The organism is Micromonospora vulcania, assembly GCF_042658605.1.
GTDB lineage: Bacteria > Actinomycetota > Actinomycetes > Mycobacteriales > Micromonosporaceae > Micromonospora > Micromonospora vulcania.
The window spans coordinates 404,364-430,370 of sequence record NZ_JBHSQS010000002.1 but is presented as its reverse complement, the minus strand read 5'-3'; the positions used below and the strand labels follow the sequence as shown (position 1 = coordinate 430,370).

The 26,007-nt window shown below is 73.6% G+C and carries 24 protein-coding genes and 1 pseudogene; 10 read left to right on the top strand and 15 right to left on the bottom strand.

The genetic code is table 11. The features are described 5' to 3' along the window. Positions 1-17: 17 nt before the first annotated feature. Together ACFQGL_RS04610 and lgt are read right to left on the bottom strand one after the other, a co-directional pair. Positions 18-1,205, bottom strand: coding sequence for an FAD-dependent monooxygenase (locus ACFQGL_RS04610; protein ID WP_377505765.1), 1,188 nt, complete (start codon positions 1,203-1,205; stop codon positions 18-20). A gap of 15 nt (positions 1,206-1,220) precedes the next feature. Continuing rightward, positions 1,221-2,423: a prolipoprotein diacylglyceryl transferase gene (gene lgt / locus ACFQGL_RS04605; RefSeq protein ID WP_377505762.1), complete on the bottom strand. Its 1,203-nt coding sequence runs from the start codon at positions 2,421-2,423 to the stop codon at positions 1,221-1,223. Positions 2,424-2,524: 101 nt separating this feature from the next. Here lgt and ACFQGL_RS04600 point away from each other — a divergent pair, with 101 nt between their 5' ends. After that, complete coding sequence (locus tag ACFQGL_RS04600; RefSeq protein ID WP_377505759.1) at positions 2,525-3,109, top strand: NUDIX hydrolase; 585 nt, start codon at positions 2,525-2,527, stop codon at positions 3,107-3,109. Between the two features lie 453 nt (positions 3,110-3,562). Here ACFQGL_RS04600 and trpA read toward each other — a convergent pair whose 3' ends face one another. Genes trpA through trpC form a run of 3 tightly spaced genes read right to left on the bottom strand, consistent with a single transcriptional unit; the run spans position 3,563 to position 6,446 of the window. Next, the gene (gene trpA, locus ACFQGL_RS04595) at positions 3,563-4,366 is read right to left on the bottom strand and encodes a tryptophan synthase subunit alpha (RefSeq protein ID WP_377505756.1); all 804 of its coding nucleotides are present in this window, start codon (positions 4,364-4,366) and stop codon (positions 3,563-3,565) included. Position 4,367: 1 nt separating this feature from the next. Further along, on the bottom strand, positions 4,368-5,606 hold the full coding sequence (gene trpB, locus ACFQGL_RS04590; protein WP_377505753.1) for a tryptophan synthase subunit beta: 1,239 nt from the start codon (positions 5,604-5,606) through the stop codon (positions 4,368-4,370). Positions 5,607-5,642: 36 nt separating this feature from the next. Then, positions 5,643-6,446, bottom strand: coding sequence for an indole-3-glycerol phosphate synthase TrpC (trpC, locus tag ACFQGL_RS04585; protein ID WP_334631255.1), 804 nt, complete (start codon positions 6,444-6,446; stop codon positions 5,643-5,645). A 486-nt stretch (positions 6,447-6,932) separates the two neighbouring features. Here trpC and ACFQGL_RS04580 point away from each other — a divergent pair, with 486 nt between their 5' ends. Next, the gene (locus ACFQGL_RS04580; RefSeq protein ID WP_377506032.1) at positions 6,933-7,202 is read left to right on the top strand and encodes a hypothetical protein; all 270 of its coding nucleotides are present in this window, start codon (positions 6,933-6,935) and stop codon (positions 7,200-7,202) included. Positions 7,203-7,235: 33 nt separating this feature from the next. Here ACFQGL_RS04580 and ACFQGL_RS04575 read toward each other — a convergent pair whose 3' ends face one another. From ACFQGL_RS04575 to ACFQGL_RS04555, 5 genes and pseudogenes are all read right to left on the bottom strand, one after another. Next, a complete protein-coding gene (locus ACFQGL_RS04575) occupies positions 7,236-7,826 on the bottom strand; it encodes a Trp biosynthesis-associated membrane protein (protein ID WP_377505750.1) in 591 nt (196 codons plus the stop codon). Next, a complete protein-coding gene (locus tag ACFQGL_RS04570; RefSeq protein ID WP_377505747.1) occupies positions 7,823-9,376 on the bottom strand; it encodes an anthranilate synthase component I in 1,554 nt (517 codons plus the stop codon). Before ACFQGL_RS04570 ends, ACFQGL_RS04575 begins: the two co-directional genes overlap by 4 nt. After that, the gene (hisI, locus tag ACFQGL_RS04565) at positions 9,373-9,807 is read right to left on the bottom strand and encodes a phosphoribosyl-AMP cyclohydrolase (RefSeq protein ID WP_377506029.1); all 435 of its coding nucleotides are present in this window, start codon (positions 9,805-9,807) and stop codon (positions 9,373-9,375) included. Before hisI ends, ACFQGL_RS04570 begins: the two co-directional genes overlap by 4 nt. A 186-nt stretch (positions 9,808-9,993) precedes the next feature. Beyond that, positions 9,994-10,311 (bottom strand): annotated as a pseudogene (locus ACFQGL_RS04560) (phosphoribosyl-AMP cyclohydrolase); the annotation flags it as partial. A 484-nt stretch (positions 10,312-10,795) separates the two neighbouring features. Beyond that, positions 10,796-11,164: a MerR family transcriptional regulator gene (locus tag ACFQGL_RS04555; protein ID WP_377505744.1), complete on the bottom strand. Its 369-nt coding sequence runs from the start codon at positions 11,162-11,164 to the stop codon at positions 10,796-10,798. A 129-nt stretch (positions 11,165-11,293) separates the two neighbouring features. On the opposite strand from ACFQGL_RS04555, the gene ACFQGL_RS04550 reads away from it, so the two are divergent. The 3 genes from ACFQGL_RS04550 to ACFQGL_RS04540 are packed head-to-tail and all read left to right on the top strand — an operon-like array spanning position 11,294 to position 13,450. Next, complete coding sequence (locus ACFQGL_RS04550; RefSeq protein WP_377505741.1) at positions 11,294-12,052, top strand: ABC transporter ATP-binding protein; 759 nt, start codon at positions 11,294-11,296, stop codon at positions 12,050-12,052. Then, the gene (locus ACFQGL_RS04545) at positions 12,049-12,804 is read left to right on the top strand and encodes an ABC transporter permease (RefSeq protein ID WP_377505738.1); all 756 of its coding nucleotides are present in this window, start codon (positions 12,049-12,051) and stop codon (positions 12,802-12,804) included. Before ACFQGL_RS04550 ends, ACFQGL_RS04545 begins: the two co-directional genes overlap by 4 nt. A gap of 49 nt (positions 12,805-12,853) precedes the next feature. Further along, positions 12,854-13,450 carry a TetR/AcrR family transcriptional regulator gene (locus ACFQGL_RS04540; protein WP_377505735.1) on the top strand — a complete coding sequence of 199 codons (597 nt, stop codon included), beginning with the start codon at positions 12,854-12,856 and terminating at the stop codon, positions 13,448-13,450. Positions 13,451-13,912: 462 nt separating this feature from the next. Here ACFQGL_RS04540 and ACFQGL_RS04535 read toward each other — a convergent pair whose 3' ends face one another. From ACFQGL_RS04535 to ACFQGL_RS04525, 3 genes are all read right to left on the bottom strand, one after another. Next, positions 13,913-14,662: a DUF2470 domain-containing protein gene (locus ACFQGL_RS04535; protein ID WP_377505732.1), complete on the bottom strand. Its 750-nt coding sequence runs from the start codon at positions 14,660-14,662 to the stop codon at positions 13,913-13,915. A gap of 89 nt (positions 14,663-14,751) precedes the next feature. Beyond that, entirely contained in the window at positions 14,752-16,527 is a 1,776-nt protein-coding gene (locus ACFQGL_RS04530) for an ABC transporter ATP-binding protein (protein ID WP_377505729.1), read from the bottom strand. 114 nt (positions 16,528-16,641) lie between these two features. Further along, on the bottom strand, positions 16,642-18,525 hold the full coding sequence (locus tag ACFQGL_RS04525) for an ABC transporter ATP-binding protein (protein ID WP_377505726.1): 1,884 nt from the start codon (positions 18,523-18,525) through the stop codon (positions 16,642-16,644). A 172-nt stretch (positions 18,526-18,697) separates the two neighbouring features. On the opposite strand from ACFQGL_RS04525, the gene ACFQGL_RS04520 reads away from it, so the two are divergent. From ACFQGL_RS04520 to ACFQGL_RS04510, 3 genes are all read left to right on the top strand, one after another. Then, a complete protein-coding gene (locus ACFQGL_RS04520) occupies positions 18,698-19,327 on the top strand; it encodes a TIGR03085 family metal-binding protein (RefSeq protein WP_377505723.1) in 630 nt (209 codons plus the stop codon). A gap of 321 nt (positions 19,328-19,648) precedes the next feature. Further along, a complete protein-coding gene (locus ACFQGL_RS04515) occupies positions 19,649-20,404 on the top strand; it encodes a terpene synthase family protein (protein ID WP_377505720.1) in 756 nt (251 codons plus the stop codon). A gap of 137 nt (positions 20,405-20,541) precedes the next feature. Beyond that, positions 20,542-22,368, top strand: a complete 1,827-nt coding sequence (locus ACFQGL_RS04510) for an AMP-dependent synthetase/ligase (protein WP_377505717.1) — start codon at positions 20,542-20,544, stop codon at positions 22,366-22,368. Between the two features lie 76 nt (positions 22,369-22,444). Here ACFQGL_RS04510 and yczR read toward each other — a convergent pair whose 3' ends face one another. Then, on the bottom strand, positions 22,445-23,902 hold the full coding sequence (gene yczR / locus ACFQGL_RS04505; RefSeq protein ID WP_377505714.1) for a MocR-like transcription factor YczR: 1,458 nt from the start codon (positions 23,900-23,902) through the stop codon (positions 22,445-22,447). A gap of 58 nt (positions 23,903-23,960) precedes the next feature. Between yczR and yczE the strand changes: the two genes are divergently transcribed. Together yczE and ACFQGL_RS04495 are read left to right on the top strand one after the other, a co-directional pair. Beyond that, positions 23,961-24,644 (top strand): membrane protein YczE, encoded by a 684-nt coding sequence (gene yczE, locus ACFQGL_RS04500; RefSeq protein WP_377505711.1) that lies wholly within the window; start codon positions 23,961-23,963, stop codon positions 24,642-24,644. A 103-nt stretch (positions 24,645-24,747) separates the two neighbouring features. After that, positions 24,748-25,209: a hypothetical protein gene (locus tag ACFQGL_RS04495; protein ID WP_377505708.1), complete on the top strand. Its 462-nt coding sequence runs from the start codon at positions 24,748-24,750 to the stop codon at positions 25,207-25,209. Between the two features lie 6 nt (positions 25,210-25,215). Here ACFQGL_RS04495 and hisF read toward each other — a convergent pair whose 3' ends face one another. Beyond that, complete coding sequence (gene hisF, locus ACFQGL_RS04490; RefSeq protein ID WP_377505705.1) at positions 25,216-25,983, bottom strand: imidazole glycerol phosphate synthase subunit HisF; 768 nt, start codon at positions 25,981-25,983, stop codon at positions 25,216-25,218. Positions 25,984-26,007: the final 24 nt, after the last annotated feature.

Below are 26,007 nucleotides of genomic sequence, written 5' to 3'. Positions count from 1 at the left end.
CCGGGGGGCGCGGGGGCTCAGGCTGGAGGGCGCCAATCGGCGGCGGAGGCCGCAGCACTGGACAGCAGCCGTGCGGTGATCGTGCCGAGGGCGGCGTCCCGCGCGCGCAACGCCAGGCGGCCCCGGGTCTGGAGCACCGCCGACATCCGCCGGGTCTGTCGGACCACGGTCGCCGCCCGGGGGCGGCGCAGCCGGTCGTACGCCTGCACGGCGTCGGGCAGCCGAGCCTCGCGCAGCAACGAGGCGAGCGTCGCGGCGTCCTCGAATGCGAGGCAGGCACCCTGACCGAGGTGCGGCGGCATGGCGTGCGCCGCGTCGCCGAGCAGCACCACCCCGCCCGGTCCGGCCGGGAAGCCGTACGCGCGGGGAAGCGGGCGCAGCTCGCGGACCTCCTGCTGCACCAGGTCTTCCGGCTCGGTGGCGTCGAGCAGCGCACCGATCGGCGCTGGCCAGTCGGCGTACCAGCGGCGCAGCAGGGCGAGCTGGGTCTCCGGCCGCTCCGGGCGGGGCGCACCGGCGGCGGTGGCCACCCAGTAGATGCCGCCCCGGCTGGAACCGCCCAGCGAGCCGCGCTCGCCCAACGAGGCGGACACGAACCGGTAGCCCGCGCCGAGCACCTCGCCGACGATCGGCTGGTCGGCGGGCAGGCGCGGTGCCCGGTACCAGGGAATGACGGCCCGCCAGGCAGCGCAGCCGGAGCTGACCGCGTTGGATCCGGGGGCGAGTTGGCGGCGGATGACGCTGTCCGTGCCGTCGGCGGCGACCACCAGATCGGCCTCGATGGTCTGCCGTCCGTCGCCGACCGCCGGGCGCGCACCGGGTTCGACCCGGACGTGCCGCACGGTCACCCCGGTACGCAGCTCGACCCGGTCACCGAGCCCGGCGATCAACGCGTCGTGCAGATCCTCGCGGTGCACCACGACCGGCATCCGGTCGGCGGGCGTGGGTCGGGGCTGCGCAAGCCACTGCCCGTCCGGGCGGCGGACCCCACCGTCCGGCAACGGGGTGGCGATGGCGGCCAGGCCGGCGCCGAGGCCGAGGGCCTGCAACGCGCGAACGCCGTTGGGCCACAGCACCACGGCGGTCGGCTCGGGACGGACCCGCTCGGTGCGTTCCAGCAGGGTGACCTGCCAGCCCGAGCGGGCCAGCGCGCCGGCCACCGCGAGGCCACCGACCCCGGCCCCGACCACCACCGCGCTTCGCATCGGTGCCGCCTCCGCTCAGCTGTCCCGGTCGGCGGGGCGTGCGGCAGCGGCGTCGGCCCGGTCGTCCCGAGACTCCGGCGTACCGTCCGTCGGCTGGTCGTCGCCGGGCTCCGGCGCGTCGTCGGCGGACGGTACGCCGGCCGACGCCTCGTCGAGCGGCTCACCGCCGACCGGGCTGGCCTCGTCGTCCGCCGGCTCGGGCGGCACCACGCCGGTGTCCCGCCAGGCCTGGTACTGCTCCTCGCTCACCACCCGGTAGCCCTCCGGCGCGGCGGCCAGCGCGCCCACCTCCCGCTCCGAGAGGTCGACCTGCGACAGGTCGGACGTGGTGGGCGGGGTCGGCGTCGCCGCCGCGCCGAGCGGGATCAGGTACTCCCGGGGACCGCGGACCCGTACGAAGTAGATCAACGCGCCGAGGAACACCAGGGCGGCGGTCCAGACGTTGAGCCGGACGCCGAAGATCAGGTTGGCCTCGTCGGTGCGCATCAGTTCGATCCAGAACCGGCCGACGGTGTAGCCCATCACGTACAGCGCGAACGCCCGGCCCTTGCCCAGCCGCAGCCGCCGGTCGAGGATGAGCACCAGTGCGACCACGCCGATGTTCCACAGTGCCTCATACAGGAAGGTCGGCTGGTAGAGGCCCGGTTCGAGGATCGGCTGCCCGGCGTCATCCCGCAGCGCGTGCCCCGGATTGTCCGGGTCCATCCGGTGGATCTGCAGGCCCCACGGCAGGGTGGTCCGGGAACCGAAGAGCTCGTTGTTGAACCAGTTGCCGAACCGGCCGGCCGCCTGGGCCAGCGGCAGCCCGGGCGCCACCGCGTCGGCGACCACACTGAACGGAATGCCGAGTTGCCGGGCCGCGATCCAGGCGCCGATCGCGCCACCGGCGACCGCGCCCCAGATGCCGAGGCCGCCCTCCCAGATGGCGAACGCCTTCATCGGGTCGCCGCCGGCACCGAAGTACTTCTCCGGCGAGGTGATCACGTGGTAGATCCGTGCGCCGATGATGCCGGTGGGCACCGCCCAGACGGCGATGTCGAGCACCGCGCCGGGCGCGACGCCGCGCTGACGAAGGCGACGCTCGGTCACCCAGCAGGCCAGCACGATGCCGACGATGATGCACAGCGCGTACGCCCGGATCGGCACCGGCCCGAGCTGCCAGACCGCGGTGCTGGGACTGGGCAGGGCCGCCTGGGGGGACAACGAGGCGAGGGTCACGGGTGCACACGCTACCGCTGTACACCCCGCAAGCGGCACCCCGGGCCACTCCGTGCACATCCCGGTGACTTCTGGTTTGCACCGCCGTAGGCTCTTTGTCCATGAGCGCGCTCACCTGGGCGGTCGCCGCGGTCGTCACCGACGACACCGGCCGGGTGCTGCTTTGCCGACAGGGCCGGGGCGAGCGGCGGTACGCGTTGCCCGGCGGTCGCCTACGCCCGGCGGAGAGCCCGGTCCGGGCGGCGTTGCGCGACATCCGCGCGGAGACCGGCTGGGAGATCGATCTGGTCGACCTGGTCGGCGTCTACCACCTGACCGGCCCCACGGCGAGCACACCGGCCGGCCGGGCGGGTCCCCAGCCGGACGTCCTGGTACACGTCTTCCGGGCCCGTGCTGCCGAGGTCCGGCCGACCACCGGTCCGCCGCCCGGATGCCAGCTGTCCTGGCACGCTCCCGCCGCGCTGCCCGAGCCGGTCACCCCGCTCACCCGGGTAGCCGTCGCCGACGCGGTCGCCGGCCGCTCCGGCGTGCTGCGCGACGTGCGGTCGACGCCGCCGGCAGCCGACTCTGCCGGCTTGGCCGACCCGGACAGGCTGCGGGGGATTGACTCCGACGGGCGGCCGGGCACCGGGCAGCCTCCGGAACAACGCGGCGAAGCGACGACGGACCCGTCCCTCCAACCCTGACCAGCCCAGCATTGGTGGACGGCACCATCCCCGCCTCGCAGACCGCCCGCCCTGCGGACCGCCCGCCCCGCGGGCACCGCCACCCCCTCCGGCACCCACCACGCCAGCCCACCCGCCACCCGGCCGGCACCGCAACCTCAGCGGCACCCGGCCACCAGACCGGCACCGCCGTCGCACCAGCACCCGACCGGCACCGCCGTCGCACCAGCACCCGACCGGCTCAGCGCCACCGCCACCCGCCGGGGGCACCACGCGAATGAGCGATATACCTGAGAGTCATAAATATGACTCTCAGGTATATCGCTCAATACACCAGGTGCTCCAAGGCCACGCCGCGCGGAGCCGACGCCGCAGGACGACCCCGGCCAGGCCAGGCCGACCAAGGCCGGACAGCACGCGACGGCAACGGACAGGGCCGTAGGGCCGGCCGGCGAGCCGGGCCCGCCGCAGCGGTCAGCGGGTGGGAGTCCGGACTCCCTCGGCGAGTTCGGCGCTGAGGGTACGCAGGGCGGCCAGCCCGTCGGCCTCGGACGGCGCGTCCAGCAGGCAACGGATCAGCGCGCTGCCGACGATCACGCCGTCGGCGTACCCGGCCACGGCACCGGCCTGTGCGCCGGTGCCGACGCCCAGGCCGACGCCGACCGGCAGGTCGGTGACCGCGCGGACCCGGGAGACCAGCGTCGGCGCGGCGTCGGAGGTACGCGTCCGGGCCCCGGTCACGCCCATCACGGCGGTGGCGTAGACGAAGCCCCGGCAGTGTTGCACGGTCATCGCGAGCCGGGCGTCGGTGGACGACGGCGACACCAGGAAGGTGCGGTCCAGCCCGTACGCGTCCGAGGCGGCGAGCCACTCGTCGGCCTCGTCCGGGATGAGGTCCGGGGTGATCAGGCCGGTGCCACCGGCCGAGGCGAGGTCGCGGGCGAACACGTCGACGCCGTACCGCTCGATCGGGTTCCAGTAGGTCATGGTGACCACCGGCGCTCCGGTGGCCGCGACCGCCTCGATGATGCGCAGCGTGTCCGCGGTACGCACCCCGCCGGCCAGCGCGATGTCACTGGCCTTCTGGATGACCGGCCCGTCCATCACCGGGTCGGAGTATGGGATCTCCACCTCGATGACGTCCACCCCGGCCTCGACCATCGCGGTCATCGCCGCGATGCTGCCCTCGACGGTCGGAAACCCGGCCGGCATGCAGCCGACCAACAGTGCCCGCCCGTCGGCCTGGGCCTTGTCGAAGGCCACCCCGATCCGGCTCATCTCACCGCTCCTTGTCGAGGATGCCGAAGTAGTCGCCGGCGGTGTGCACGTCCTTGTCGCCCCGACCCGAGAGGTTGACCACGATGGTGGGCTCCCGGCCCAGCTCGGCGGCGAGCTTCGGGGCCAGCGCGAGGGTGCCGGCGAGCGCGTGGGCGCTCTCGATCGCCGGGATGATCCCCTCGGTACGGCAGAGCAGCTCGAACGCCGCCATCGCCTCGTCGTCGGTGACCGGCAGGTAGTTGGCCCGACCGGTGTCGTGCAGCCAGGCGTGCTCGGGGCCGACGCCCGGGTAGTCCAGACCGGCGGAGATCGAGTGCGACTCCAACGTCTGCCCGTCGGCGTCCTGCAGCACGTAGGTACGGGCACCGTGCAGCACGCCGGCCGACCCACCGGTGATGCTGGCCGCGTGCCGGTCGGTGGTCACGCCGTCGCCGCCGGCCTCGAAGCCGTACAGCCGCACGTCCTCGTCGCCCACGAAGGCGTGGAAGATGCCCAGCGCGTTGGAGCCGCCGCCGACGCAGGCGGTGACCGCGTCCGGCAGCCCGCCGGTGAGGTCGAGGCACTGCTGGCGAGCCTCGTCACCGATGCCACGGACGAAGTCACGGACCATCGCCGGGAACGGGTGCGGCCCGGCGGCCGTGCCGATCAGGTAGTGCGTCGCGTCGACGTTGGCCACCCAGTCGCGCATCGCCTCGTTCATCGCGTCCTTGAGGGTGCGCGAGCCGGTGGTGACCGGAACGACGGTGGCGCCGAGCATCCGCATCCGGGCCACGTTGAGCGCCTGCCGCTCGGTGTCGACCTGGCCCATGTAGACCACGCACTCCAGGTCGAACAGGGCCGCCGCAGTCGCGGTGGCCACGCCGTGCTGGCCCGCCCCGGTCTCCGCGATCACCCGGGTCTTGCCCATCCGCTTGGTGAGCAGCGCCTGGCCGAGCACGTTGCGCACCTTGTGCGCGCCGGTGTGGTTGAGGTCCTCGCGCTTGAGCAGCACTCGCGCGCCGACCTTCGCGGAGAAGCGCCGGGCCTCGTAGAGCAGCGACGGCGTGCCCGCGTAGTCCCGCAGCAGCGCACCGAACTCGGCCCGGAAGGACTCGTCCGTCATCGCCGTACGCCACGCCCCGTCGAGCTCGTCCAGCGCGGCCACCAGGGCCTCGGGCACGAACCGACCGCCGAAGCGACCGAAGTGACCGGTGGAGTCGGGCTGCGGGCCGGCCACCGGGGCCAGCGCGTCGGCGCTCATCGGGAATCCTCTCGGTGGGACGTCACACCGGTGCGGTCAGCGCACCGGCCGGGGCGTTGCCGGGTGGTTGCCGGCGTTGACCAGTTCGGCCACCGCCTCGCGGGGGCTCTTCTGGGTGACCAGGCCCTCGCCCACGAGGACCGCGTCGGCGCCCGCGGAGGCGTACCGGATCAGGTCGTGCGGACCGCGGACGCCTGATTCCGCGATCTTGACGACGCTGCTGGGCAGGCCGGGCGCGATCCGCTCGAACACCGACCGGTCCACCTCCAGGGTACGCAGGTCACGGGCGTTGACCCCGATCACCTGCGCGCCGGCCTCCAGAGCGCGGTCGGCCTCCTCCTCGTCGTGCACCTCGACGAGCGCGGTCATGCCCAGCGACTCGATCCGCTCGAGCAGACCCATCAGCACGTTCTGCTCCAGCGCGGCGACGATCAGCAGCACCAGGTCGGCGCCGTGCGCACGCGCCTCGTGGATCTGGTAGCTGGAGACCACGAAGTCCTTGCGCAGCACCGGGACGGTCACCGCGGCCCGGACGGCCGCCAGGTCGTCCAGCGAGCCGCCGAACCAGCGCCCCTCGGTGAGTACGCTGATCGCCCGCGCGCCACCGGCCGCGTAGTCGACGGCGAGGTCGGCCGGGTCGGCGATCTCGGCCAGCCGCCCCTTCGACGGCGAGGACCGCTTCACCTCCGCGATCACCGCCACGCCGGGCTTGCGCAGCGCCGCGTACGCGTCCAGCGGCGGCGGCGCGGCCGCGGCCAGTTCACGGATCCGCTCCAGCGGAACCTGCTCCTGGCGCCGGGCGACATCCTCGCGCACGCCGGCCAGAATCTCGTCGAGCACGCTTACGGACGCCGCCGGACCGGCCTCGTCCCCCTCCGCGTGCGCATGCTCAGCAGTCACCAACGGACTCCCCTCTCCGGGTGTCATGGGCCGATGCTAGGGGCAACCGGTCGGCGCCAGATGCCGGGGGTATGGCGCTGCTCACCAAAAGGGCTGCGGCATAATGGCCGACTTGCCGTGAACGGGATGTCACGCTGCGCCACCTCCGATATCGACCGCCGTCACGCGATGAGGGCCGGCTGACCCCCGTCGAAACCGGGCCGATCCATCGATCATGCCACCCACGCAGCCCCGCCGCCCGTCGACAGCGACGCCGGTCGATGTTGTGAGCAAGCTCAAGGCCGAACGGCTCTCCCCAGGCCGCAGGCCGGGCGGGACAGTTGACCGGGCGGTCACTCCGGCGAAACGTCAGCCGGTCAGCATCGTCCTCAGGCAGACTCGATGGCGCGCCTGCCGACCGTCGCCAACTTCTCGTGCGAGGTGACCATGAGCATTGCCGAGCCGACCCCGAGCATCGGGCTGACCACCATCTCGCGGACCGTGGCGTCGCTCGCCGTCGGTGTCGTACACACGCTGGAGCGTGCCGTGGTCGGCGAGGGCCGGATGCGGACGGCGCGCGGCAACGCCTGGGCGGCGGTCTGCGCCGACCGGGCCCGCGCCGACCGACGCGACGAGCTGAACCGCGTGGTGGCCGAGCTGACCGCCGCCCGCGCCGCCGCCCACCGGCAGCAGCGGGAGCACCAGCCGGTCGGCTGACCGCCGGCGCTCGTCTGACAGCCGGCGGTCGGGTCAGCCGGCGGTCGGGTCCTCGCCCCGGTCCAGCGCGTCCCACGCCTCGGTGGTCCGCCGCCCGGCCAGCGGAGCGGCCGGGCCACCCTCCGCCGTTCGCGCGCTCTGCGGAGTGGTCCGCGCCGGGCGCTCGTACCGGGCACCCATCGTCGGCCAGCCGCCACCGCACAGCGCGGTCCATCCACCGCCGACCGCGGCCAGCAGGCCGCCGAGCAGGCAGAACGCCGGCCACTGCCGGCTCACCGCGCCGTCGAAGCCGGCGACCAGCCCGTACCCGCCGCCGGCCGCCACCGCCAGGCCGAGCGCGCCGAGCAGCACACCGAGCACCTGCCGCAGCCGACCCCGGGTGGCCAGCACCGCGCCGCCACCGGCCAGAGTGACCAGGGCCAGCGCCGGAAGCCAGGGCAGCAGGGCGGCACCCGTGCGGGCGTCGCGCACCGGCGGCAACGGCGCCGGGCGCACGGTCACCTCGACCGTCCAGCCCCGGGTCGCCGCCCAGAGCGCCAGGCCCGCGCCGGCCAGACAGAGCAGGACGGCGTACGTCAGCTGACGCCGCCCGGTCGTGTCCCGAGCGCCCGACGTCGCGCTCATCGGGCCGGCCGCAACGTCTCGGCGGCCGCGATCGCGGCCAGCACTGCGGCGGCCTTGTTGCGGGTCTCCTGGTCCTCGGCGGCCGGGTCCGAGTCGGCGACCACCCCCGCGCCGGCCTGCACGTAGGCGCGACCGTCACGGATCAGGGCGGTCCGGATGGCGATCGCCATGTCCAGGTCGCCGCCGAATCCGAAGTACCCGACCGTGCCGCCGTAGATGCCGCGACGGACCGGCTCCAACTCCTCGATGATCTCCATGGCCCGCACCTTGGGCGCACCGGAGAGCGTGCCGGCCGGGAAGGTCGCGGCGAGCGCGTCGAAGGCGGTCTGGTCGTCACGCAGTGTGCCGGTGACGGTGGAGACGATGTGCATCACGTGGCTGTACCGCTCGATGGTGGCGAACTCGGGCACCTCCACGCTGCCCGGCTGGCAGACCCGGCCCAGGTCGTTGCGGCCCAGGTCGACCAGCATCACGTGCTCGGCCCGTTCCTTCGGGTCGGCGAGCAACTCGGCGGCGAGCCCGGCGTCGGCGGCCGCGGTGGCGCCTCGGGGCCGGGTGCCGGCGATCGGGTGCAGCAACGCTCGGCGACGGCCGTCCGCGCCGCCGGTGACCTTCAGATGCGCCTCCGGGGACGAACCGACGATGTCGAACCCGTCGAAACGCAGCAGGTACATGTACGGGCTGGGGTTGCTGGTGCGCAGCACCCGGTAGACGTCCAGCGGATCGGCGTGCGTGGATCGCTCGAAGCGCTGGCTGAGCACGATCTGGAAGCACTCGCCGGCCCGGATCGCCTCCTTGGCCGCCTCCACCGCCTTCGGGTAGCCGCCCTCAGGCGTACGGCAGAGCACCTCGCCGGCCGGCGGACGCTCGACGGTGGAGATCATTGGCGGGATGGGCCGGGACAGCGCGGTGGTCATCGCGTCCAGTCGGCCCACCGCGTGGTGGTACGCGGCGGCGACCTGCGCGACGCGGTCCGGGGCGTCCAGCGGCGGCAGCACCGCGTTGGCGACCAGGATCGCCGAACCGTCGTAGTGGTCGAGCACCACCAGGTCGGTGGCGAGCATCATGCCCAGCTCCGGCACGCCCAGGTCGGCCTCGGTCAGCTCGGGCAGCCGCTCGAAGCGGCGCACCAGGTCGTAGCCGAGGTAGCCGACCATGCCCCCGGTCAGCGGCGGCAGCCCGCTGGACGGGTCGTTGACCGGACCGGCCAGCGCCGCGACGGTCTCCCGCAGCACCCGCACCGGGTCACCGCCGGTGGGTAGCCCGGCCGGCGGCTGGCCGAGCCACGTCGCCTCGCCGTCCCGCTCGACCAGGGTGGCGCTGCTGCGGACCCCGATGAACGAGTAGCGGGACCAGGCCATGCCGGCCGAGCCGACGCCCTGTTCGGCCGATTCCAGCAGGAACGTGCCGGGCCCCCCGGCCAGCTTGCGGTAGACCCCGACCGGGGTCTCCGCGTCGGCCAGCAGCCGCCGGGTGACCGGTACGACCCGCCAGCGGGCGGCCAGCTCGGTGAAGGTGGCCGGATCGGGGCTCACCGCGCCGTCGGTCATGCGGAAGCCCCCGTCCCGGTGACCGGCAGCTCGGTGTGGAAGCAGGTCCGGTGCCCGGTGTGGCAGGCGGCGCCGACCTGCTCCACGCTGACCAGCAGCGCGTCCCCGTCGCAGTCCAGCGCGACCGAGCGGACGTACTGGTGGTGCCCGGAGGTGGCGCCCTTGACCCAGTACTCGCGCCGGCTGCGCGACCAGTAGGTCGCCCGGCCGGTGGTGAGGGTGCGGTGCAGCGCCTCGTCGTCCATCCAGGCGACCATCAGGACCTCGCCGGAGTCGTGCGCGCGGACCACGGCGGCGACCAGGCCGTCGGCGGTGCGACGCAGCTGGGCCGCGATGGCCGGGTCGAGCCGGGACGGGCGGGCCGGCACGGACGCCGCCGAACCGGTCGGATCGCTGGGGACGCCGGTCACCGGCGCGTCAGGTACGGGCACAGTGACCCATTGTCCGGCACGCGGCGCGGGCACCGGCGAGGGCTCCCGCCGAGGTCGCGGTGGACCGCTCTCGGGCCGGGCCAACTGGGCCACGTAACGGTCGAGCCGCCCGTCGACCAGCGCGTCGGCGAGGTCCGTGCCGGCCACCTCGGCGATCTGGACGGCGTACGGGCGGATCAGCGGCAACGTGCCGGCGACCAGCCGCACGGCGGCGGCCCAGAGCTGCCCGGTCGCGCCCGGACGCAGCCCGAGGCAGAGCAGCATGTCCTCCCGGTAGCCGGGCGGGGCGACCGGCAGCTCCAGGGCCGCCGCGAAGGCCGCCCGACGGGAGAACACCCGTACCGACGGGTTGGCCGGGCGCAGCACCGACGGGCAGAGCCGGGCCAGGTCGGCCACGGCGAGCCGGACGCCGAGGTGGTCGTCGACGGCCCGAGCGCCGGCGGCCTTACCCAGCGTGGCGATCAGCTCCTCCAACCGGGGCGGTTCGGCGGGCTGGCAGAGCACCGGCAGGTCGATCCGACGCCGCCAGTGCGGGTCGGCCCAGAGCAGCCGTACCGGCGCGGTGACCGGCAGCCCGAACGCCCAGTCGGCCGGCTCGCCGAGGCGGTGCACCCAGGAGCGGACGTCCCGGGCGGCCACCGAGACGTGGGTGAGCCGGCCCTCGGACTCGGCCAGATAAGCCCGGCGGGCGGCGTACGGCGCGCCGCCGACGAGCACGTCGAGGTCGACGTCGCTGTGCGCGGTGGCGGCCCGTCGGGCGTGGCTGCCGCGCAGCAGGATGCCGACGACCGGCCGCTCGGCGGCCTGTCGCAACCGCGCGGCCCAGTCGTCGAGAAACCCACTGTCCGGTAGCGGAGCGTGACCCACCGCGCCATCGTGCCGTACGTCCGATGAGTGCGCAATGCCCGTTGCCGGACGCGGTGTCCGGTCCGGAGGCTACTGCCCGAGGAATCTCATTGCTGCCTCGGGGTACCTTTCGCCACGGCGGTCAGCCGCACTCCCCCTCGGCGCGCCGGTAGGCGTCGATCTTGCGGTTGAGCACGGTGAGGTCCTCCTCCAGATCGGCGATCCGGCTCAGCACCCGTGCCCGGTGCGCCTCGAACAGCGCCCGTCGGGCACCGAGGGTGCGATCGCCCTGCCGGGCCAGCTCCGCGTAGCGGCGCATGTCCCGTACCGGCATTCCGGTGCGGCGCAGCCGGGTGAGCAGGAACAGCCAGTCGACGTCGCCGGCGGTGTAGCGCCGACGGCCGGCGGAGTCGCGCCCCACCGGGGCGACCAGACCCTCCTGCTCGTACCAGCGCAGCGTGTAGGTGGTCAGGCCGACCCGCTCGGCGGCCTCACCGACAGTGATGGTCATCTCTCTGGTGCTGACGTTCACGCGTCCAGGCTTCCAGTTCGAGGGTGCTCGAAGTCAACCGTTGCGCCGAGGCGGGTATCTCATCTAGCGTTGAGTTCAACGGATGATGAGTTTCTCTGGAGGTGTGTGATGGACGACGCGATAGCCGTCCGCGACCTGGTCGTCGACCGGGGCGGGCGGCGGGTGCTGCACGGCATCAGCTGCACCGTCCCGCGCGGTGCGGTCACCGGGCTGCTCGGTCCCAGTGGCAGCGGCAAGACGACGTTCATGCGCGCGGTGGTCGGTGTGCAGGTGGTCACCGGCGGCACGGTCACCGTGCTGGGTCAACCGGCCGGCTCGCCCGCGCTGCGCCACCAGGTGGGCTACCTGACCCAGGCGCCGAGCGTCTACGCCGACCTGACCGTGCGGGAGAACGCCCGGTACTTCGCGGCCCTGTACGGGCGCGGTCGCGCCGAGGCCGACCAGGCGGTCACCGACGTCGGACTGGCCTCGGCGGCCGGCCAACTGGTCGCCACCCTCTCCGGCGGCCAGCGCAGCCGGGCGTCCCTGGCCTGCGCCCTGGTCGGTGAGCCGGAGCTGGTCATCCTCGACGAGCCGACGGTCGGTCAGGACCCGGTGCTGCGGGCCGACCTGTGGGCCCGCTTCCACGCGATGGCCGCCGCCGGCACCACGCTGCTGGTGTCCAGCCATGTGATGGACGAGGCGGCCCGCTGCGACCGGCTGCTGCTCATCCGGGAGGGGCGGTTGATCGCCGACGACAGTCCGGCCGCGATCCGCGCGGCCGCCGGCGTGGACGACCTCGACGAGGCGTTCCTGCGACTCATCCGGGCCGGCGAGGCGGGTCCCACCGACGTCGACGTGACGGCCGGACGGGAGGCCTCGGCGTGAACCCGCGGATCCTGGCGGCCACCACGGGCCGCATCCTGCGCCAACTCCGGCACGACCGGCGCACCATCGCGCTGCTGGTCGTGGTGCCGGCCGCCCTGCTGACCCTGGTCTACTTCATGTACGCCGACCAGCCGACCCCGCCGGGCCAGCCGTCGACGTTCGACCGGATCGCGCTGGTGATGCTCGGCATCTTCCCCTTCGTGATCATGTTCCTGGTGACCAGCATCGCGATGCTCCGCGAGCGCACCTCCGGCACCCTGGAACGGCTGCTCACCACCCCGCTGGGCAAGCTCGACCTGCTCTTCGGCTACGGAATCGCGTTCGGGCTGGCCGCCGCCGTGCAGGCCGCGGTCGCCGCCGGTGTCGCGTACTGGATCTTTGACCTGTCCACCGTCGGCAGCAGCGGGCTGGTGATCGGCATCGCGGTGATCGACGCGGTGCTCGGCGTCGCCCTCGGCCTGTTCTGCAGCGCCTTCGCCCGCACCGAGTTCCAGGCAGTACAGTTCCTGCCGGTCGTGGTGGTCCCGCAACTGCTGCTCTGTGGCCTGTTCGTGGCCCGCGACCAGATGGCCGGCTGGCTCCAGGCGCTCAGCGACGCGTTCCCCCTGTCGTACGCCATCGAGGCGTTGCAGGAGGTCGGCGCCCACGCCGAACCGACCGGCCGGATGTGGCGGGACGTGGCGGTGGTGATCGGTGCCGTGGTGCTGGCGCTGGTGCTCGCGGCGGCCACCCTGCGTCGGCGCAGCGGCTGACCGTGGCGCCCGGGCCGACCGGGCCACGGTGGACGGACGAAGGGCGGCGATGACGCGGCGGACGGGCCGGCGACCCGGCAACCCGGACACCCGGGAGGCGATCCTCGATGCTGCGCGTACGGCGTTCGCCGAGCGCGGCTTCGACGCCGCCTCGATCCGCGCCATCGCCGCCACCGCCGGGGTCGACCCGGCGCTGGTGCACCACTACTTCGGCAGCAAGGACCAACTCTTCCTCGCCGCGATGAACGCGCCGATCGACCCGGGCGAGATGGTGCCGAAGGTGCTCCTGGGCGACCCGGACGGCACCGGCGAACGGCTGGTACGCGCCTTCCTCGCCGTCTGGGACTCGCCGGCCGGGGCGGCCGCGCAGGCACTGCTGCGCTCGGCGGTGTCCAACGAGTGGACCGCTCGGCTGCTGCGCGAGTTCGTCACCACGCAGGTGCTGCGCCGGGTGCTCGAAAACCTCGACGTCGATCCCGGCCAACTGCCGCTGCGCGGATCACTGGTGGCCACCCAGATGATCGGGCTGGCCATGATGCGACACGTGGTACGCCTGGAACCAGTCGCCTCCGCCGACCCGGAGGTCCTGGTCGCCGCGATCGGCCCCACCATCCAGCGCTACCTAACGGGCCCCCTACCAACCTAAAACCCCCACCCCATCCCACACCAAGCCCCCACGGCACACCCCGCCACGGCACGCCCCGCCCCGCCCCGCCCCGCCGCGCCCCGCCGCGCCGGCGCGCCGCGCCGCCCCGCTCCGCCGCGTCGATCTAGGGCATATCGCTGCGGATGGAGATCAACAAGCAGCGATTTTCCCTAGATCGACGCGGCGGGGGGCCAGGACGCTACGCCGGCACGCGCCGCCGCAACACGCCCCGCACGCCCCGCACGCCCCGCACGCCCCGCCGCGTCGATCTAGGGCATATCGCTGCGGATGGAGATCAACAAGCAGCGATATGCCCTAGATCGACGCGGCGGGGGGCGGAGCACAGCGCGAGGGGCGCGGAGCACGGCGCGCGGCGCGCGGCGCGAGGGGCGCGGCGCGAGGGGCGCGGCGCGAGGGGCGCGGCGCGAGGGGCGCGAAGCGCGGCGCGAGGTGGGGTGCGGGTTAGCGGGGTGGGGGGACGCTGGCTGGGTGGCGGGACGGGGTGAGCAGGCGGGTCAGGTCGGCTGGGTCGGCCAGCGGGTGTGGGAAGGCCAGCCGGATTCGGCGCCGGGCGCCGGGGCGACCGAGGACGACCACCAGGCCGTGACGGTCGATGCGCACCACTCGGGGCGGCCCGTCCGGGGTCTGCTCGGTCAACCCGAGCTGCCGGCGCAGGTAGTCGGTCACCTCGGCGGGGTCGTGCTCGGCGAGGTCGGCGAGCAGCCGCGCCTCGGCCGGGTGCACCGGGTCCGGCTCGGCCTCGGCGTACTCTCCCGGGTCGATCCGATGCACGGCGCCGGCCCGCTCCCAACGGACCTCGACCACCTCGAAGCGGAACAGCCGGAACCGGGTGCCCAGGTCGAGTAGGTCACCCGTCGGCTCCACGGTGGCGAAGTCCACCGCCGCGCCACGGGCCTCGGCGCCGTGCAACTCGGCCGCCCAGCCGGAGACCCAGGCCCGGCCCAGGCTGGGCGCGCCGGCGGCGGGCGGCAGGTCGAGTACGTCGAGCACCACAGCGACGTCGGCGGCGCCACTGGCCGGCTGCAGCGCGGCGGCCAGGTGGCTGGCCACCGGGACCAGCAGCAGCACCCGCCCGTCCGGGTCGGTCACGTGCCGGGCGTGGTGCGGGCCCGGCCGATGAGCCAGGTGGACGAGACCGGGCAGCCGGCCGGCGACGAGGGTACGAACGATCTCGGCGGGGCTGGGCCGCATGGGCACGACCTCCTCAAGAGGTTAGGCTTACCTAACCCGGAGCGTAGAGCACCCAGCCCGGCCGCGTCCACCTCCCGGCACAGCTGGAGTCACCGGGTCTGCTCCAACCAGGAGGCGTACAGCAGGCCGTACACCGAGTCCGCGTCGCGAACCAGCTCGTCGTGCGAGCCACGCTGCACGACCCGCCCCCGGTCCACCACGATCACCTCGTCGGCAGCCTGCGCGGTGGAGAGCCGGTGGGCGATGGCCAGCGTGGTCCGTCCCCGGGTGACCGCGTCCAGGGTCCGCTGCAACCGCACCTCGGTCGCCGGGTCCACGGCACTGGTCGCCTCGTCCAGCACCAGCAGGTCCGGGTCGGCCACGTACGCCCGAGCCAGCGCGACCAACTGCCGCTCACCGACGCTGAGCGCCTCACCGCGCTCACCGACCGGCGTGTCCAGACCCGCCGGCAGGCCGTCCAGCCAATCCGCCAGACCCAGCTCGACGAAGGCCGCGGTGAGCTGCTCGTCGGTCAGGTCCGGGCGCGCGAACCGGACGTTGTCCCCCACCGTCGCGTCGAAGAGGAACCCGTCCTGCGGCACCATCACCACCCGGGAGCGCAGCGAGTCGAACCGGACCTCCGCCAGCGGTACGCCGGACAGCAGCACCGCGCCCGCCGACGGGTCCATCAGTCGGGTGAGCAGCTTGGCGAAGGTGGTCTTGCCGCTGCCCGTCTCGCCGACCACCGCCACCCGGCTCTTCGCCGGGATGTCCAGGTCGATGTCGTGCAGCACCGGCGGACCACCCGGGTACGCGAACCGCACCCCGGCGAACCGGATGTCCAACGGACCACCCGGCAGCTCCCGCCCCTGCTCACCCGGGTCGGCCACGTCCGGGGCGACGTCCAGCACGTCCAGCACCCGACGCCAGCCGGCGATCGCGTTCTGCGCCTCGTTGAGCACCTCGGTGGCGATCTGCACCGGCTGGATGAAGAGCGTCACCAGGAACAGGAACGCGGTCAGCTGGCCGATCGACAGCGTGCCGTCGACCCCCAGGGTCACCCCGAGCACCACCACGCCGGCCAGCGCCAACCCGGCGGCCAACTCGCCGACCGAGCTGCCCACGATGCTGATCCGGATCGCCCGCTGCTGCGCCAGCCGCTGGTTGTCGATGGCGTCGTCCAGCCGCCGCGCGGTGCGCCCCGCGATGCCGTACGCCCGGATCACCGGCGCACCCACCACGCTCTCGCCGATCGCGCCGAGCAGCGTGCCGGTGCGCTGGCGCACCGTCGCGTACGCCGCGCCGAGGCGACGTTGCAACCGCCGGATCACCAGCACCGCCGGCAGGAACGCGGCCAACACGACCAGGGTCAACTGCCAGGAGTACGCCAACATGACGGCCGTGGTGACCACCAACTGGCCCAGGTTGACCAGCAGGATCACCCCGCCCCACTGGAGGAACTGGGTGATCTGGTCGACGTCGCTGGTCACCCGGGAGACCAGCGAGCCACGCCGCTCCGACTGCTGGTGCAGCATCGACAGGTCGTGCACGTGCCGGAACGCCCTGGTCCGCACGTTGGCCAGCGCCGTCTCGCTGACCGTGAACAGTCGGCGCATCATCAGGTAGCCGCAGAGCGTGGTGACCGTGAGGATCGCCGCGGTGATCGCCACCACCGACCAGACCACGTTCAGATCCAGACCGCCGACGATGCCGCGGTCGATGCCCTGCTGCACGGCGACCGGCACGGCCACCCGGCCGACCATGTAGACCAGCGCCAGGCCCAGCGTGCCGGCCAGCCCGATCCGCAGCTCCGGCGAGAGCGCCAACCCCCGGCGCAGCGTCCGCCAGGTCGTCTCGGCCGTCTCCTTCTGCTTGTCCGTACTCACCGGGCCCGCCTTTCGTTCGCGACTGCGGGGCTCCGCTTCGCTGCACTCCTCGCGCTCACCGGGCCCGCCTTTCGTTCGCGACTGCGGGGCTCCGCTTCGCTGCACTCCTCGCGCTCACCGGTCCACCTCGATTTCCAGGCCCGAGGGCAGCGGCGCGACCTCGTCCTCGTAGGGGCGCTCCTGCGCGCGGTCGACCTCGGCCTGCTCGTAGGCGGTGACCAGGTCGGCGTAGCCCGGCACGGTGGCCAGCAGCTCGGTGTGCGTACCCCGGGCGACCACGCGCCCCTGCTCCACATAGATGACCTCGTCGGCCAGCGCGATGGTGGCCCGGCGGTACGCGACCACCAGGATCGACGCGGCCGGCACCCCCGGCTCGGCCGCCGACGAGCGCAGCCCGGCCAGGATGGCCGCCTCCACCCGGGGGTCCACCGCGCTGGTCGCGTCGTCGAGCACCAGCAGGCGCGGCCGGCCGGCCAGCGCGCGGGCCAGCGTCAGCCGTTGCCGCTGCCCGCCGGAGAGCGAGGTGCCCCGCTCGCCGACCATGGTGTCCAGCCCGTCCGGGAGCGCCGAGACGAACCCGTCCGCCTCGGCCAGCCGCAGCGCCGCCCAGACCGCCTCGTCGTCGATGCCCGGCCGGTCCAGGGCGATGTTGGCCCGGACCGTGTCGTCGAAGACGAACGGCACCTGGGCGACCAGGGCCACCGTGCCGGCCAGCGACGCGGCGGTCAGCTCGCGCACGTCCACCCCGTCCAGCGCGACGGCCCCACTGTCCGGGTCGACCAGACGTACCGCCAGCGAGGCGATGGTGGACTTGCCGGCGCCGGTCGGCCCGACCAGTGCCACCGTCCGGCCGGCCGGCACGGTGAAGCCGACCTCACCGAGCACCTGCGCGCCGGGCTGGTGCTCCTCGGCCGGCGGGTAGGAGAAGTGCACGTCGGCGAAGGCGAGCGTGGCCGGACCGGACGTGGCCGCGTCGAGCACCCGCTGCCCGTACGGCATCTCGCCGGTGGCGTCGAGCACCCGGCGGAGCCGGTCCCAGCCGGCGACGCTGCGCGGCAACTCGGCCAGCACCCAGCCGATGGCCCGTACCGGGAAGGCCAGCACGGTGAAGAGGAAGGCCACACTGACCAGCTCGGTGACGCTGACCGCGCCCTGGCGCAGCCGGTACGCCCCGACCACCAGCACGGCCAGGGTGCCGAGGCTGGGCAGTGTCTCCAGCAACGGGTCGAAGACGCCGCGCAGCCGGCCGACCGAGATCAGCGCGTCCCGCAGCTCACCGGCGCGACCGGCGAACCGGGCGGTCTCCTGCGCCTCGCGGCCCATCGTCTTGACCACCAGGGCACCGTCGAAGCTCTCGTGGGCGATCCCGCTGACCTCGGCGCGCAGCCGCTGGGCCCGAGCCTGCCGGGGCGCCATCCGGCGCGAGTAGACCACGTTGAGCGCGAACAGCGCGGGGAAGACGGCGAGGCCCACCAGGGCCAACGCCCAGTCGGTGACGAACAGCGAGACGATCGCGCCGACCAGCATCACCAACGTGCCGACCGCGAAGGGCAGCGGCGCGATCGGGTACCAGGCAGCCTCCACGTCCGAGTTGGCGTTGGACAACAGGGTGCCGGTGGCGTTGCGGTGGTGCCAGGACAGCGGCAGGTCCAGGTAACGGCGGGTGACCCGGCGTCGGTAGGCGGCCTGGAGGCGGTACTGCATGTAGCCGGCGCCGAGCCGGCGGCCGAAGATGCCCACCACCCGCAGCACGCTGATGCCGAACAGCGCGGCCGCGGCCAGCGCCAGGGTGCCGGTGGCCACCTCGCCCCGGCCGATGGCCGGCACCACCACGTCGCCGACGACCGCGCCGACCACGTACGCGCTGACGATGACCATCGAGCCGAACAGCACGCTGCCGACCACGGCGACCACGAAGATCCGTGGCTGCTCCCGGATCGCCTGCCTCAGGACCCCCAGGCCTCGGCCGAGAACATCCCGACTTGTCTTGCTCGCCACGCTCTCCCCCGCCGTAAGCCGCAATTATCTCCCTCATCCTTACCGGTCGGGGCCAGCACCGCCGACCCGGATCGGATATGGCGACCGTCACCCACCGAACGGCGGTGGACAGCGCCGACGCCCCGACGTTCGCCGCCGCGCGCCGGTGGGTGCGCGGGCCTACGATCGGGCCATGCCGCGGTACGCCCGAGCCGAGCGCGAGGCGCTGGCCGATCTCCTCCTGGCCCTCGGGCCGGACGCGCCGACCATCAACGAGGGCTGGGCCACCCGCGACCTCGCCGCGCACCTGGTGCTGCGCGAGCGCCGGCCGGACGCGGCCGGCGGGATCATGGTGGCGCCGCTGCGCGGGTACGCCGAACGGGTCCGCCGCCGGCTCGCCGACCGGCCCTATCCGGAGCTGGTGGCGCAGGTGCGCCGGCCACCGGTGTGGAGCCCGGTCAGCAACCCGCTGACCGACGAGCTGGCCAACACGCTGGAGTTCTTCATCCACCACGAGGACGTGCGGCGGGCCAGCTCCGGGTGGCAGCCGCGCGACCTGCCGCCCGGCCTGCAGGCCGCGCTCTGGAAGCGGGCCGCCCCGATGGCCCGGCTGACGCTGCGTCGCTTCCCGGCGGACCTCTACGTGAAGGCGCCCGGGTACGGGAAGATCTCGGTCGGACGTGGCGGCGAGCCGTTGCGGGTGGTCGGAGCCCCGGCCGAGTTGGTCCTCTTCCTCTCCGGCCGGCAGCGGGTCGCCCGGGTCCAGTTGGACGGTCCGGTGGCGGCTGCGCGGAAGTTACGGAACGCCAGCCTGGGCATGTAACTGTCTGCACCGAAACGGTCACAGAGCCCCTGTGGGCAACGACACACCCAGCGAAACGGGCCGATCCCTGCTCCCGTACGCTTCACCGCGCCGTTCCGCGCCGGGGCGGCGTGAGTGGGGGCGAACATGCGGAGTTTCGCGATCTCGGCGCTGCGGGAACCTCCTTTTGCGGCGAGGCGACATAAGGCCGCAGATCAGGTAGCGAGCGAGAGCATTGAGTGGGCGGGCGCGTTCGGGCTGATCGAATCCGGACATCGTGTCCACCGGCTGAAACGGGCGGACGCGGCCGGCCTTGCCGGCCGGGCGTACCCGGACGGGCCGGTGGACGGGTTGCGGCTGCTCACCGACCTGATCTCCTGGCTCTTCGTCATGGACGACGCCTGCGACGAGGACGGCCTGGGCGCCGACCCGGGCCGACTGGCACCGGCGATCGGGGCCCTGCTCGACGTGCTGGACCGGTGCGGTGACCCCTACGGTCCACCGCCGTCCGGCTCCGGCCCGCTCGGCGACGCCTTGCACGACCTGTGCCGACGGACGCGGGCACAGGGCCGGCCGGCGCTGCTGCTCCAGTTCGTCAGCCAGGTACGCGAGTACCTGCTGGCGCTGCTGTGGGAGGCGACCAACCGGGAGCGCCGTCGGGTGCCGGAAGTGGCGGAGTACGTGCAGATGCGGCGGCACACCGGCGGTGTGCATCCCAGCCTCACGCTGACCGACCTGGCGTTCGAGGAGCCGCCCGGGCCGGCCCGGGGCGCCGATCCGGCGGTGGTGGCCCTGGACCTGCTGGCGGTGGACCTGGTCTGCTGGTGCAACGACGTCTTCTCGTACGGCAAGGAGAGCCGGGTCGCCCCGGACGCGCACAACCTCGTGACGGTGATCGCTCAGGAGGCCGGCACGGACGAGGCGGGTGCGCTGCGGGCGGCGGCGGACCGGTTCAACCAGGGGTTGGCCGCGTACCTGGCGGCCGAGAACGCCTTGCTGGCGAGCGGGGACGAGGGGTTGCGCCCCGCGCTGGCCACCCGGCGCAACTGGGTACGGGCAACCTACGACTGGTCCCTGGTGGCCGCCCGGTACGCCTGACCAGCCGTACCGGTTGGTGAGACGGGACCGCCGGACGATCACCAGCACTAGCCGATGGCCGGTGGCAGGCAATACTCTTCGGTAACCACTATGACGTGACGACCGTCACGCCACCACCCCCGAAGGCGGCTACAGCGATGGCTCTCGATGTACCGTACCGTTCCATCCCGGACATGTTCCTCAAGCGCGTGGCGGCCACCCCCGACCAGCACGCGTTCGCGTCCCCGACCCCCGACGACTCGGGGCCCGCGTGGCTGACCTGGTACCAGGTCGGTCAGCGTGCCAAGGCGGTCGCCGCCGGCCTGCACGGCCTGGGCGTCGGCCAGGAGGACCCGGTCGCGATCCTCGCCAACACCCGGCTGGACTGGGTGATCGCCGACCTCGGCATCATGTGTGCCGGCGGGTCGACCACCACCGTCTACCCGACCACCGAGCCGGCGGACGCGACGTACATCATCGCCGACTCGGCCTCGAAGGTGCTGTTCGCGGAGAACCCGGCCCAGGCTGCCAAGATCGCTGGTGCCGACCTGCCCGCGCTGACCCACGTGGTGCTCCTCGACGGCACCGCCGACGCGTCCGCGACGGTCCCCCAGCTCACCCTCGCCGAGCTGGAGGAGCGGGGCAACCGCGCGCTGGCCGCCGAGCCCGAGCTGATCGACATGCTGGTGGCCGGCATCGGCCCGGACCACCTGGCCACCCTGATCTACACCTCCGGCACCACGGGCCGACCGAAGGGCGTCGAGCTGCTGCACGGCGGCTGGTGCTGGGAGGCCGTGGCGCAGGCCGAGGTCGGGCTGCTGCGCGACGACGACCTGCAGTACCTGTGGCTGCCGCTGGCCCACTCGTTCGGCAAGACGCTGCTCTGCGGTGCCATCCACGTCGGCCTGCCCACCTATGTGGACGGCCGGGTGGACAAGCTGGTCGACCTGCTCTCGGTGATCCGGCCGACGCTGATGTGCGGTGCTCCCCGGGTGTTCGAGAAGGTCTATAACCGGGCGGTGACCACCGCACAGGGCGCCGGTGGCGCGAAGGCGAAGATCTTCGCCTGGGGCGTCGGGGTCGGCAAGGAGAAGGTGGCCCTGGAGCAGGCCGGCAAGCCGGTACCGGCCGGGCTGAAGCTGCGCTACACGGTGGCCGAGAAGCTGGTGTTCAGCAAGCTCCAGGCCCGCCTGGGCGGCCGGATGCGGGTGCTGGTCTCCGGTGCCGCCCCGCTCAGCCCGGAGATCGCCACCTTCTTCGCCGCCGCCAACCTGCCGATCTCCGAGGGCTACGGCCTGACCGAGACCAGCGCCGGCAACTTCGTCAACCCGCCGTCCGGGCTGCGGATCGGCACGGTGGGCCAGGCGATGGGCGATCTGGAGTGCCGGATCGACACCGACGGGGAGATCCTGGTCCGGGGCCGGCCGGTGATGCGCGGCTACCACAACCTGCCGGAGGAGACCGCCGCAGCGTTCACCGAGGACGGCTTCTTCCGCACCGGTGACATCGGCAGCCTCGACGAGCAGGGCTACCTGCGGATCACCGACCGCAAGAAGGACCTGGTCAAGACCTCGGGCGGCAAGTACATCGCGCCCTCGCACATCGAGGGGATGTTCAAGGCGATCTGCCCGTACACCTCGCAGGCGGTCGTGGTGGGGCAGGCCCGCAACTTCTGCACGATGCTGGTCACGCTGGACCCGGACGCGATCCGGGGCTGGGTCGCCGGCGGGCCGCTGGAGGGCCGCGACTACTCCGCCATCGTCGCCTCCCCGGAGGCCAAGGCGATGGTCGAGGACTACGTCGCCCAGCTCAACGCCAAGCTCAACCGCTGGGAGACCATCAAGAAGGTGGCCATCCTGCCGCGCGACCTCACCATCGAGGACGGCGAGATCACCCCCTCCTTGAAGATCAAGCGGCGCGGCGTGGAGAGCAACTTCGCCGCCGAGATCGACAAGATGTACGCCGGCACCCTCGCCGAGCTCTGAGTCGACCGTCGGTGGCCCCGTACCCGATCGGGTGCGGGGCCACCGGCGTGCGGGGGCGTCGGTGCGGCAGTCGGGCTCAGGCGATGACGGTGGGCTCGCGCCACCGCTGCGGGCCGGTGCGGTCCAGGTCGTAGCGGACCGCCGCGATCCGCCCGACCGCCTCCACCAGGTCGGCGGCGGGCAGGGTGAACGGCAGCCGCAGGAAACGCTCCAGCGTCCCGTCCAGGCCGAACCGGGGGCCGGGCGCCAGCCGGACGCCGACCTCCTCGGCCGCGCGGGCCAGTGCGCTGGAGACCGGGCCGTCCAGCTCGGCCCAGAGCGTCACGCCACCGCGGGGCACCGTGACCCGCCAGTCCGGCAGCCGGTCCGCCAGCGCGCCGAGCAGCGCGTCGCGCTGGGCGGCGAGCTGGGCGCGGCGGTCCGCCACGATGGCCGCCGCGTCGGCGAGCAGGTGCACCGCGACCAGTTGGTCGAGCACCGGGCTGGCCATGTCCACGCCGACCCGTGCGGCGGCCAGCCGCTGCACCTGTGGCGCGGAGGCGCGCACCCAGCCGATCCGCAGGCCACCCCAGTACGGCTTGCTCATCCCACCGATGCTGATCACCCGGCTGTGCCGGTCGTACGCGGCGACCGGCGGTGGCAGCTCGGTGCCGTCCAACGGCAGGTCCACGAAGGACTCGTCGATGATCAGGTCGGTGCCGACGGCGTGGGCGGCGGCCACCACCCGTTCGCGCAGCGTGGCCGGCATCAGGTGCCCGGTCGGGTTCTGGAACTCCGGAATCAGGTACGCCAGCTTGGGCCGGGTCTGCCGGAGGCTGCCCAGCAGCAGGTCCGGTTCCCAGCCGCCGCCGTCGACGGACAGGCCGTGGGTGGTGATCCGGGCCCGTCGGCCGGCCAGCGCGGCGAGCGCGTTGGGATAGGTCGGCGACTCGACCAGCACGTTTCCGCCGGGCGCCAGGGCCAGCCGCAGCACCAGGTCCAGTGCGTGCTGGGTGCCGCTGGTGACCATGATCTGGTCGGCCGAGGTGGGCAGACCTCGGGCGGCGTACCCGTCGGCCACCGCCTCGCGCAGCTCGATGATGCCGGTCGGGTGGTAGCCGGCCCCGCCCAGGTAGCGGGGCAGGTCCTCGGTGGCGGCCCGGGCGGCGCCGAGCAGCTGCGGCGGGGCGGCCAGCGCGGCCACCCCGAGGTCGATCATCTCCCGGTCGTCCAGGGGAGTCCACAGCCCGGTGCTGGCCACCCGGTGGGTGCCGGGCAGCATCGTCCAGCTGCCGGCGCCACGGCGACTGGCCAGGTGCCCGGTCTCGCGCAGTGCCCGGTACGCGGCGGTGACCGTGGTCCGGCTGATCCGCAGCGCCTCGGCCAACTCCCGCTCGGCCGGCAGCCGGACGCCCAGCGGCAACCGGGCGTCGGAGAGCAGCCCGCGCACCGCACTGGCCAGGGCGGCGTAGTCCGGGCTGCGTCGGCGACCCGGCAGGGCGTGCCACTGCCCGAGCAGACGAGCCAATTGGGCTCCCCGCACCTGACCAGTCATGCCACTCCTCCGATATTGGCTTCTTCCTCCGGGAGGATTGGACCCTAGGGTGGCATGCATGGCACTGCTTGGCAATCTGCGTTACCGGCCGGCGCGACGGTTGGGTCAGCTCTACATCGGCCTGCTCCTCTACGGGGTCAGCATGGCTCTCATGGTGCGCTCCGACCTGGGCCTCGACCCGTGGGACGTGTTCCACCAAGGGCTGTCCGAACGGACCGGGCTCTCCTTCGGCACGGCCACCATCGTGGTCGGCGCCGTGGTGCTGCTGCTCTGGATCCCGCTGCGGCAGCGACCCGGCATCGGCACGGTCAGCAACGTGGTGGTGATCGGCTTGGTGGTGGACGCCACGCTGGCCCTGCTGCCGGCCGGCGGCCCGCTCGGCGTCCGGATCGCGCTGCTCGTCACCGGGATCGTCGCCAACGGAGCGGCCACCGCCCTGTACCTCGGCGCGCGGCTGGGCCCCGGCCCGCGCGACGGGCTGATGACCGGCTTCGTGGCCCGCCGGCCGGGCTGGTCGATCCGGCTGGTGCGGACGGCCATCGAGGTCACCGTGCTGGCGCTGGGCTGGCTGCTCGGCGGCACGGTCGGCCTGGGCACGGTCGCGTACGCGCTGGCCATCGGCCCGCTGGCGCAGTTCTTCATCCCGATGTTCGCGGTGCCCGACCCGGCCACCGCCACGCCCGACCCGGACCCCGCCGCAGCCGCGCCAGGGACGGTCGGTCCGGTGGCCCCGGCCGGCTGAGCGCGTACCGACCGTCCGCCCGAGCGCCATGCCGGGACGGTCGACGCGGGCCGGATGGTGGGTGGGTGTTCCCTTCCGCGACGCTCGCCGTCATCATCTCTTCATGGGGGAGAACGGATGGCGCTGGACGGACGCCTGGATCTTCGTGTCGCTGGTGATCGCCAGCGGCGCCGGGCGGCACCGTCGGGCCGCCACAAGCCGTCGACCGGAGGGGGTCCGCCTGACGGACGTGCTCTCCACCGCCGACCACCTCAACCAGACGATTCCGCAACGGCACGAGGTGGAGGCCGCCGTCCGACGGCTGGTCGGCGCCGGGCTGGTCAGCGTCGCCGACGGCTGGTTCCGGATCACCGCCGACGGCGAACGGCTCTGGCGTACCCGCCCGCGCGCCGGGGTGGGGACCATGGTGGACACCGTGCAGGGCGTGTTGACCCGCCGGCACGAGCCGGGCAGCGCCGACTGGAGCCTGGACGAGGCCGACCACGCGGCGGCCGTCCAGGAGTACGTGGTCCGCTCGATCCCCACGCCGCGGCGCTCGCCGGAGGGTCAGTCCGGCGGCCACTGACCGGGCTCAACGCACCGGGTGACCGCTGCGGCGCAGCGCGTCCTTGACCTCGCCCACCGTCAGCTCGCCGAAGTGAAAGACGCTGGCGGCCAGCACCGCGTCCGCTCCGGCGCCGATCGCCGGCGGAAAGTGCGCCACCTCGCCGGCGCCGCCGCTGGCCACCACGGGCACGTCCACCACCGCCCGGACCGCGCGGATCAACTCCAGGTCGAAGCCCGCCTTGGTGCCGTCGGCGTCCATCGAGTTGAGCAGGATCTCCCCCGCACCCAGCTCGGCGCCCCGCCGCGCCCAGTCCACCGCGTCGATCCCGGTGCCACGCCGACCGCCGTGGGTGGTGACCTCGAAGCCGCTGGGCGTGCTGCCGGTCGGTGCCCGGCGCACGTCGAGGGAGAGCACCAGCACCTGCCGGCCGAACCGGTCGGCGATCTCGGCGATCAGCTCCGGCCGGGCGATCGCGGCGGTGTTCACGCCGACCTTGTCCGCGCCGGCGCGCAGCAGGGTGTCCACGTCGGCGACCTGCCGGATCCCGCCACCGACCGTCAGCGGGATGAACACCGACTCGGCGGTGCGGCGGACCACGTCGAGCATGGTGCCCCGGTCGCTGGAGGACGCGGTGACGTCGAGGAAGGTCAGCTCGTCCGCGCCGGCCCGGTCGTAGGCGGCGGCCAGCTCCACCGGGTCACCGGCGTCGCGCAGGTCGAGGAAGTTGACCCCCTTGACCACCCGCCCCGCGTCCACGTCCAGACAGGGGATCACCCGCACCGCCACCGTCATGTCGCCAGCCTATCCTCCGCACGT

Excerpts from the sequence above, each read along its gene's own strand:
- trpB (WP_377505753.1), bottom strand. The coding sequence starts at position 5,606 with ATGAGCGCCGACGCGCTGGCCCCGGTGGCCGGCCCGCAGCCCGACTCC.
- yczR (WP_377505714.1), bottom strand. The coding sequence starts at position 23,902 with ATGACTGGTCAGGTGCGGGGAGCCCAATTGGCTCGTCTGCTCGGGCAG.
- ACFQGL_RS04575 (WP_377505750.1), bottom strand. The coding sequence starts at position 7,826 with ATGAGCGCGACGTCGGGCGCTCGGGACACGACCGGGCGGCGTCAGCTG.
- ACFQGL_RS04570 (WP_377505747.1), bottom strand. The coding sequence starts at position 9,376 with ATGACCGACGGCGCGGTGAGCCCCGATCCGGCCACCTTCACCGAGCTG.
- trpA (WP_377505756.1), bottom strand. The coding sequence starts at position 4,366 with ATGAGCCGGATCGGGGTGGCCTTCGACAAGGCCCAGGCCGACGGGCGG.
- ACFQGL_RS04510 (WP_377505717.1), top strand. The coding sequence starts at position 20,542 with ATGGCTCTCGATGTACCGTACCGTTCCATCCCGGACATGTTCCTCAAG.
- ACFQGL_RS04495 (WP_377505708.1), top strand. The coding sequence starts at position 24,748 with ATGGGGGAGAACGGATGGCGCTGGACGGACGCCTGGATCTTCGTGTCG.
- ACFQGL_RS04535 (WP_377505732.1), bottom strand. The coding sequence starts at position 14,662 with ATGCGGCCCAGCCCCGCCGAGATCGTTCGTACCCTCGTCGCCGGCCGG.
- yczE (WP_377505711.1), top strand. The coding sequence starts at position 23,961 with ATGGCACTGCTTGGCAATCTGCGTTACCGGCCGGCGCGACGGTTGGGT.
- ACFQGL_RS04540 (WP_377505735.1), top strand. The coding sequence starts at position 12,854 with ATGACGCGGCGGACGGGCCGGCGACCCGGCAACCCGGACACCCGGGAG.
- ACFQGL_RS04580 (WP_377506032.1), top strand. The coding sequence starts at position 6,933 with ATGAGCATTGCCGAGCCGACCCCGAGCATCGGGCTGACCACCATCTCG.
- ACFQGL_RS04520 (WP_377505723.1), top strand. The coding sequence starts at position 18,698 with ATGCCGCGGTACGCCCGAGCCGAGCGCGAGGCGCTGGCCGATCTCCTC.
- ACFQGL_RS04600 (WP_377505759.1), top strand. The coding sequence starts at position 2,525 with ATGAGCGCGCTCACCTGGGCGGTCGCCGCGGTCGTCACCGACGACACC.
- ACFQGL_RS04555 (WP_377505744.1), bottom strand. The coding sequence starts at position 11,164 with ATGACCATCACTGTCGGTGAGGCCGCCGAGCGGGTCGGCCTGACCACC.
- ACFQGL_RS04610 (WP_377505765.1), bottom strand. The coding sequence starts at position 1,205 with ATGCGAAGCGCGGTGGTGGTCGGGGCCGGGGTCGGTGGCCTCGCGGTG.
- ACFQGL_RS04550 (WP_377505741.1), top strand. The coding sequence starts at position 11,294 with ATGGACGACGCGATAGCCGTCCGCGACCTGGTCGTCGACCGGGGCGGG.
- hisF (WP_377505705.1), bottom strand. The coding sequence starts at position 25,983 with ATGACGGTGGCGGTGCGGGTGATCCCCTGTCTGGACGTGGACGCGGGG.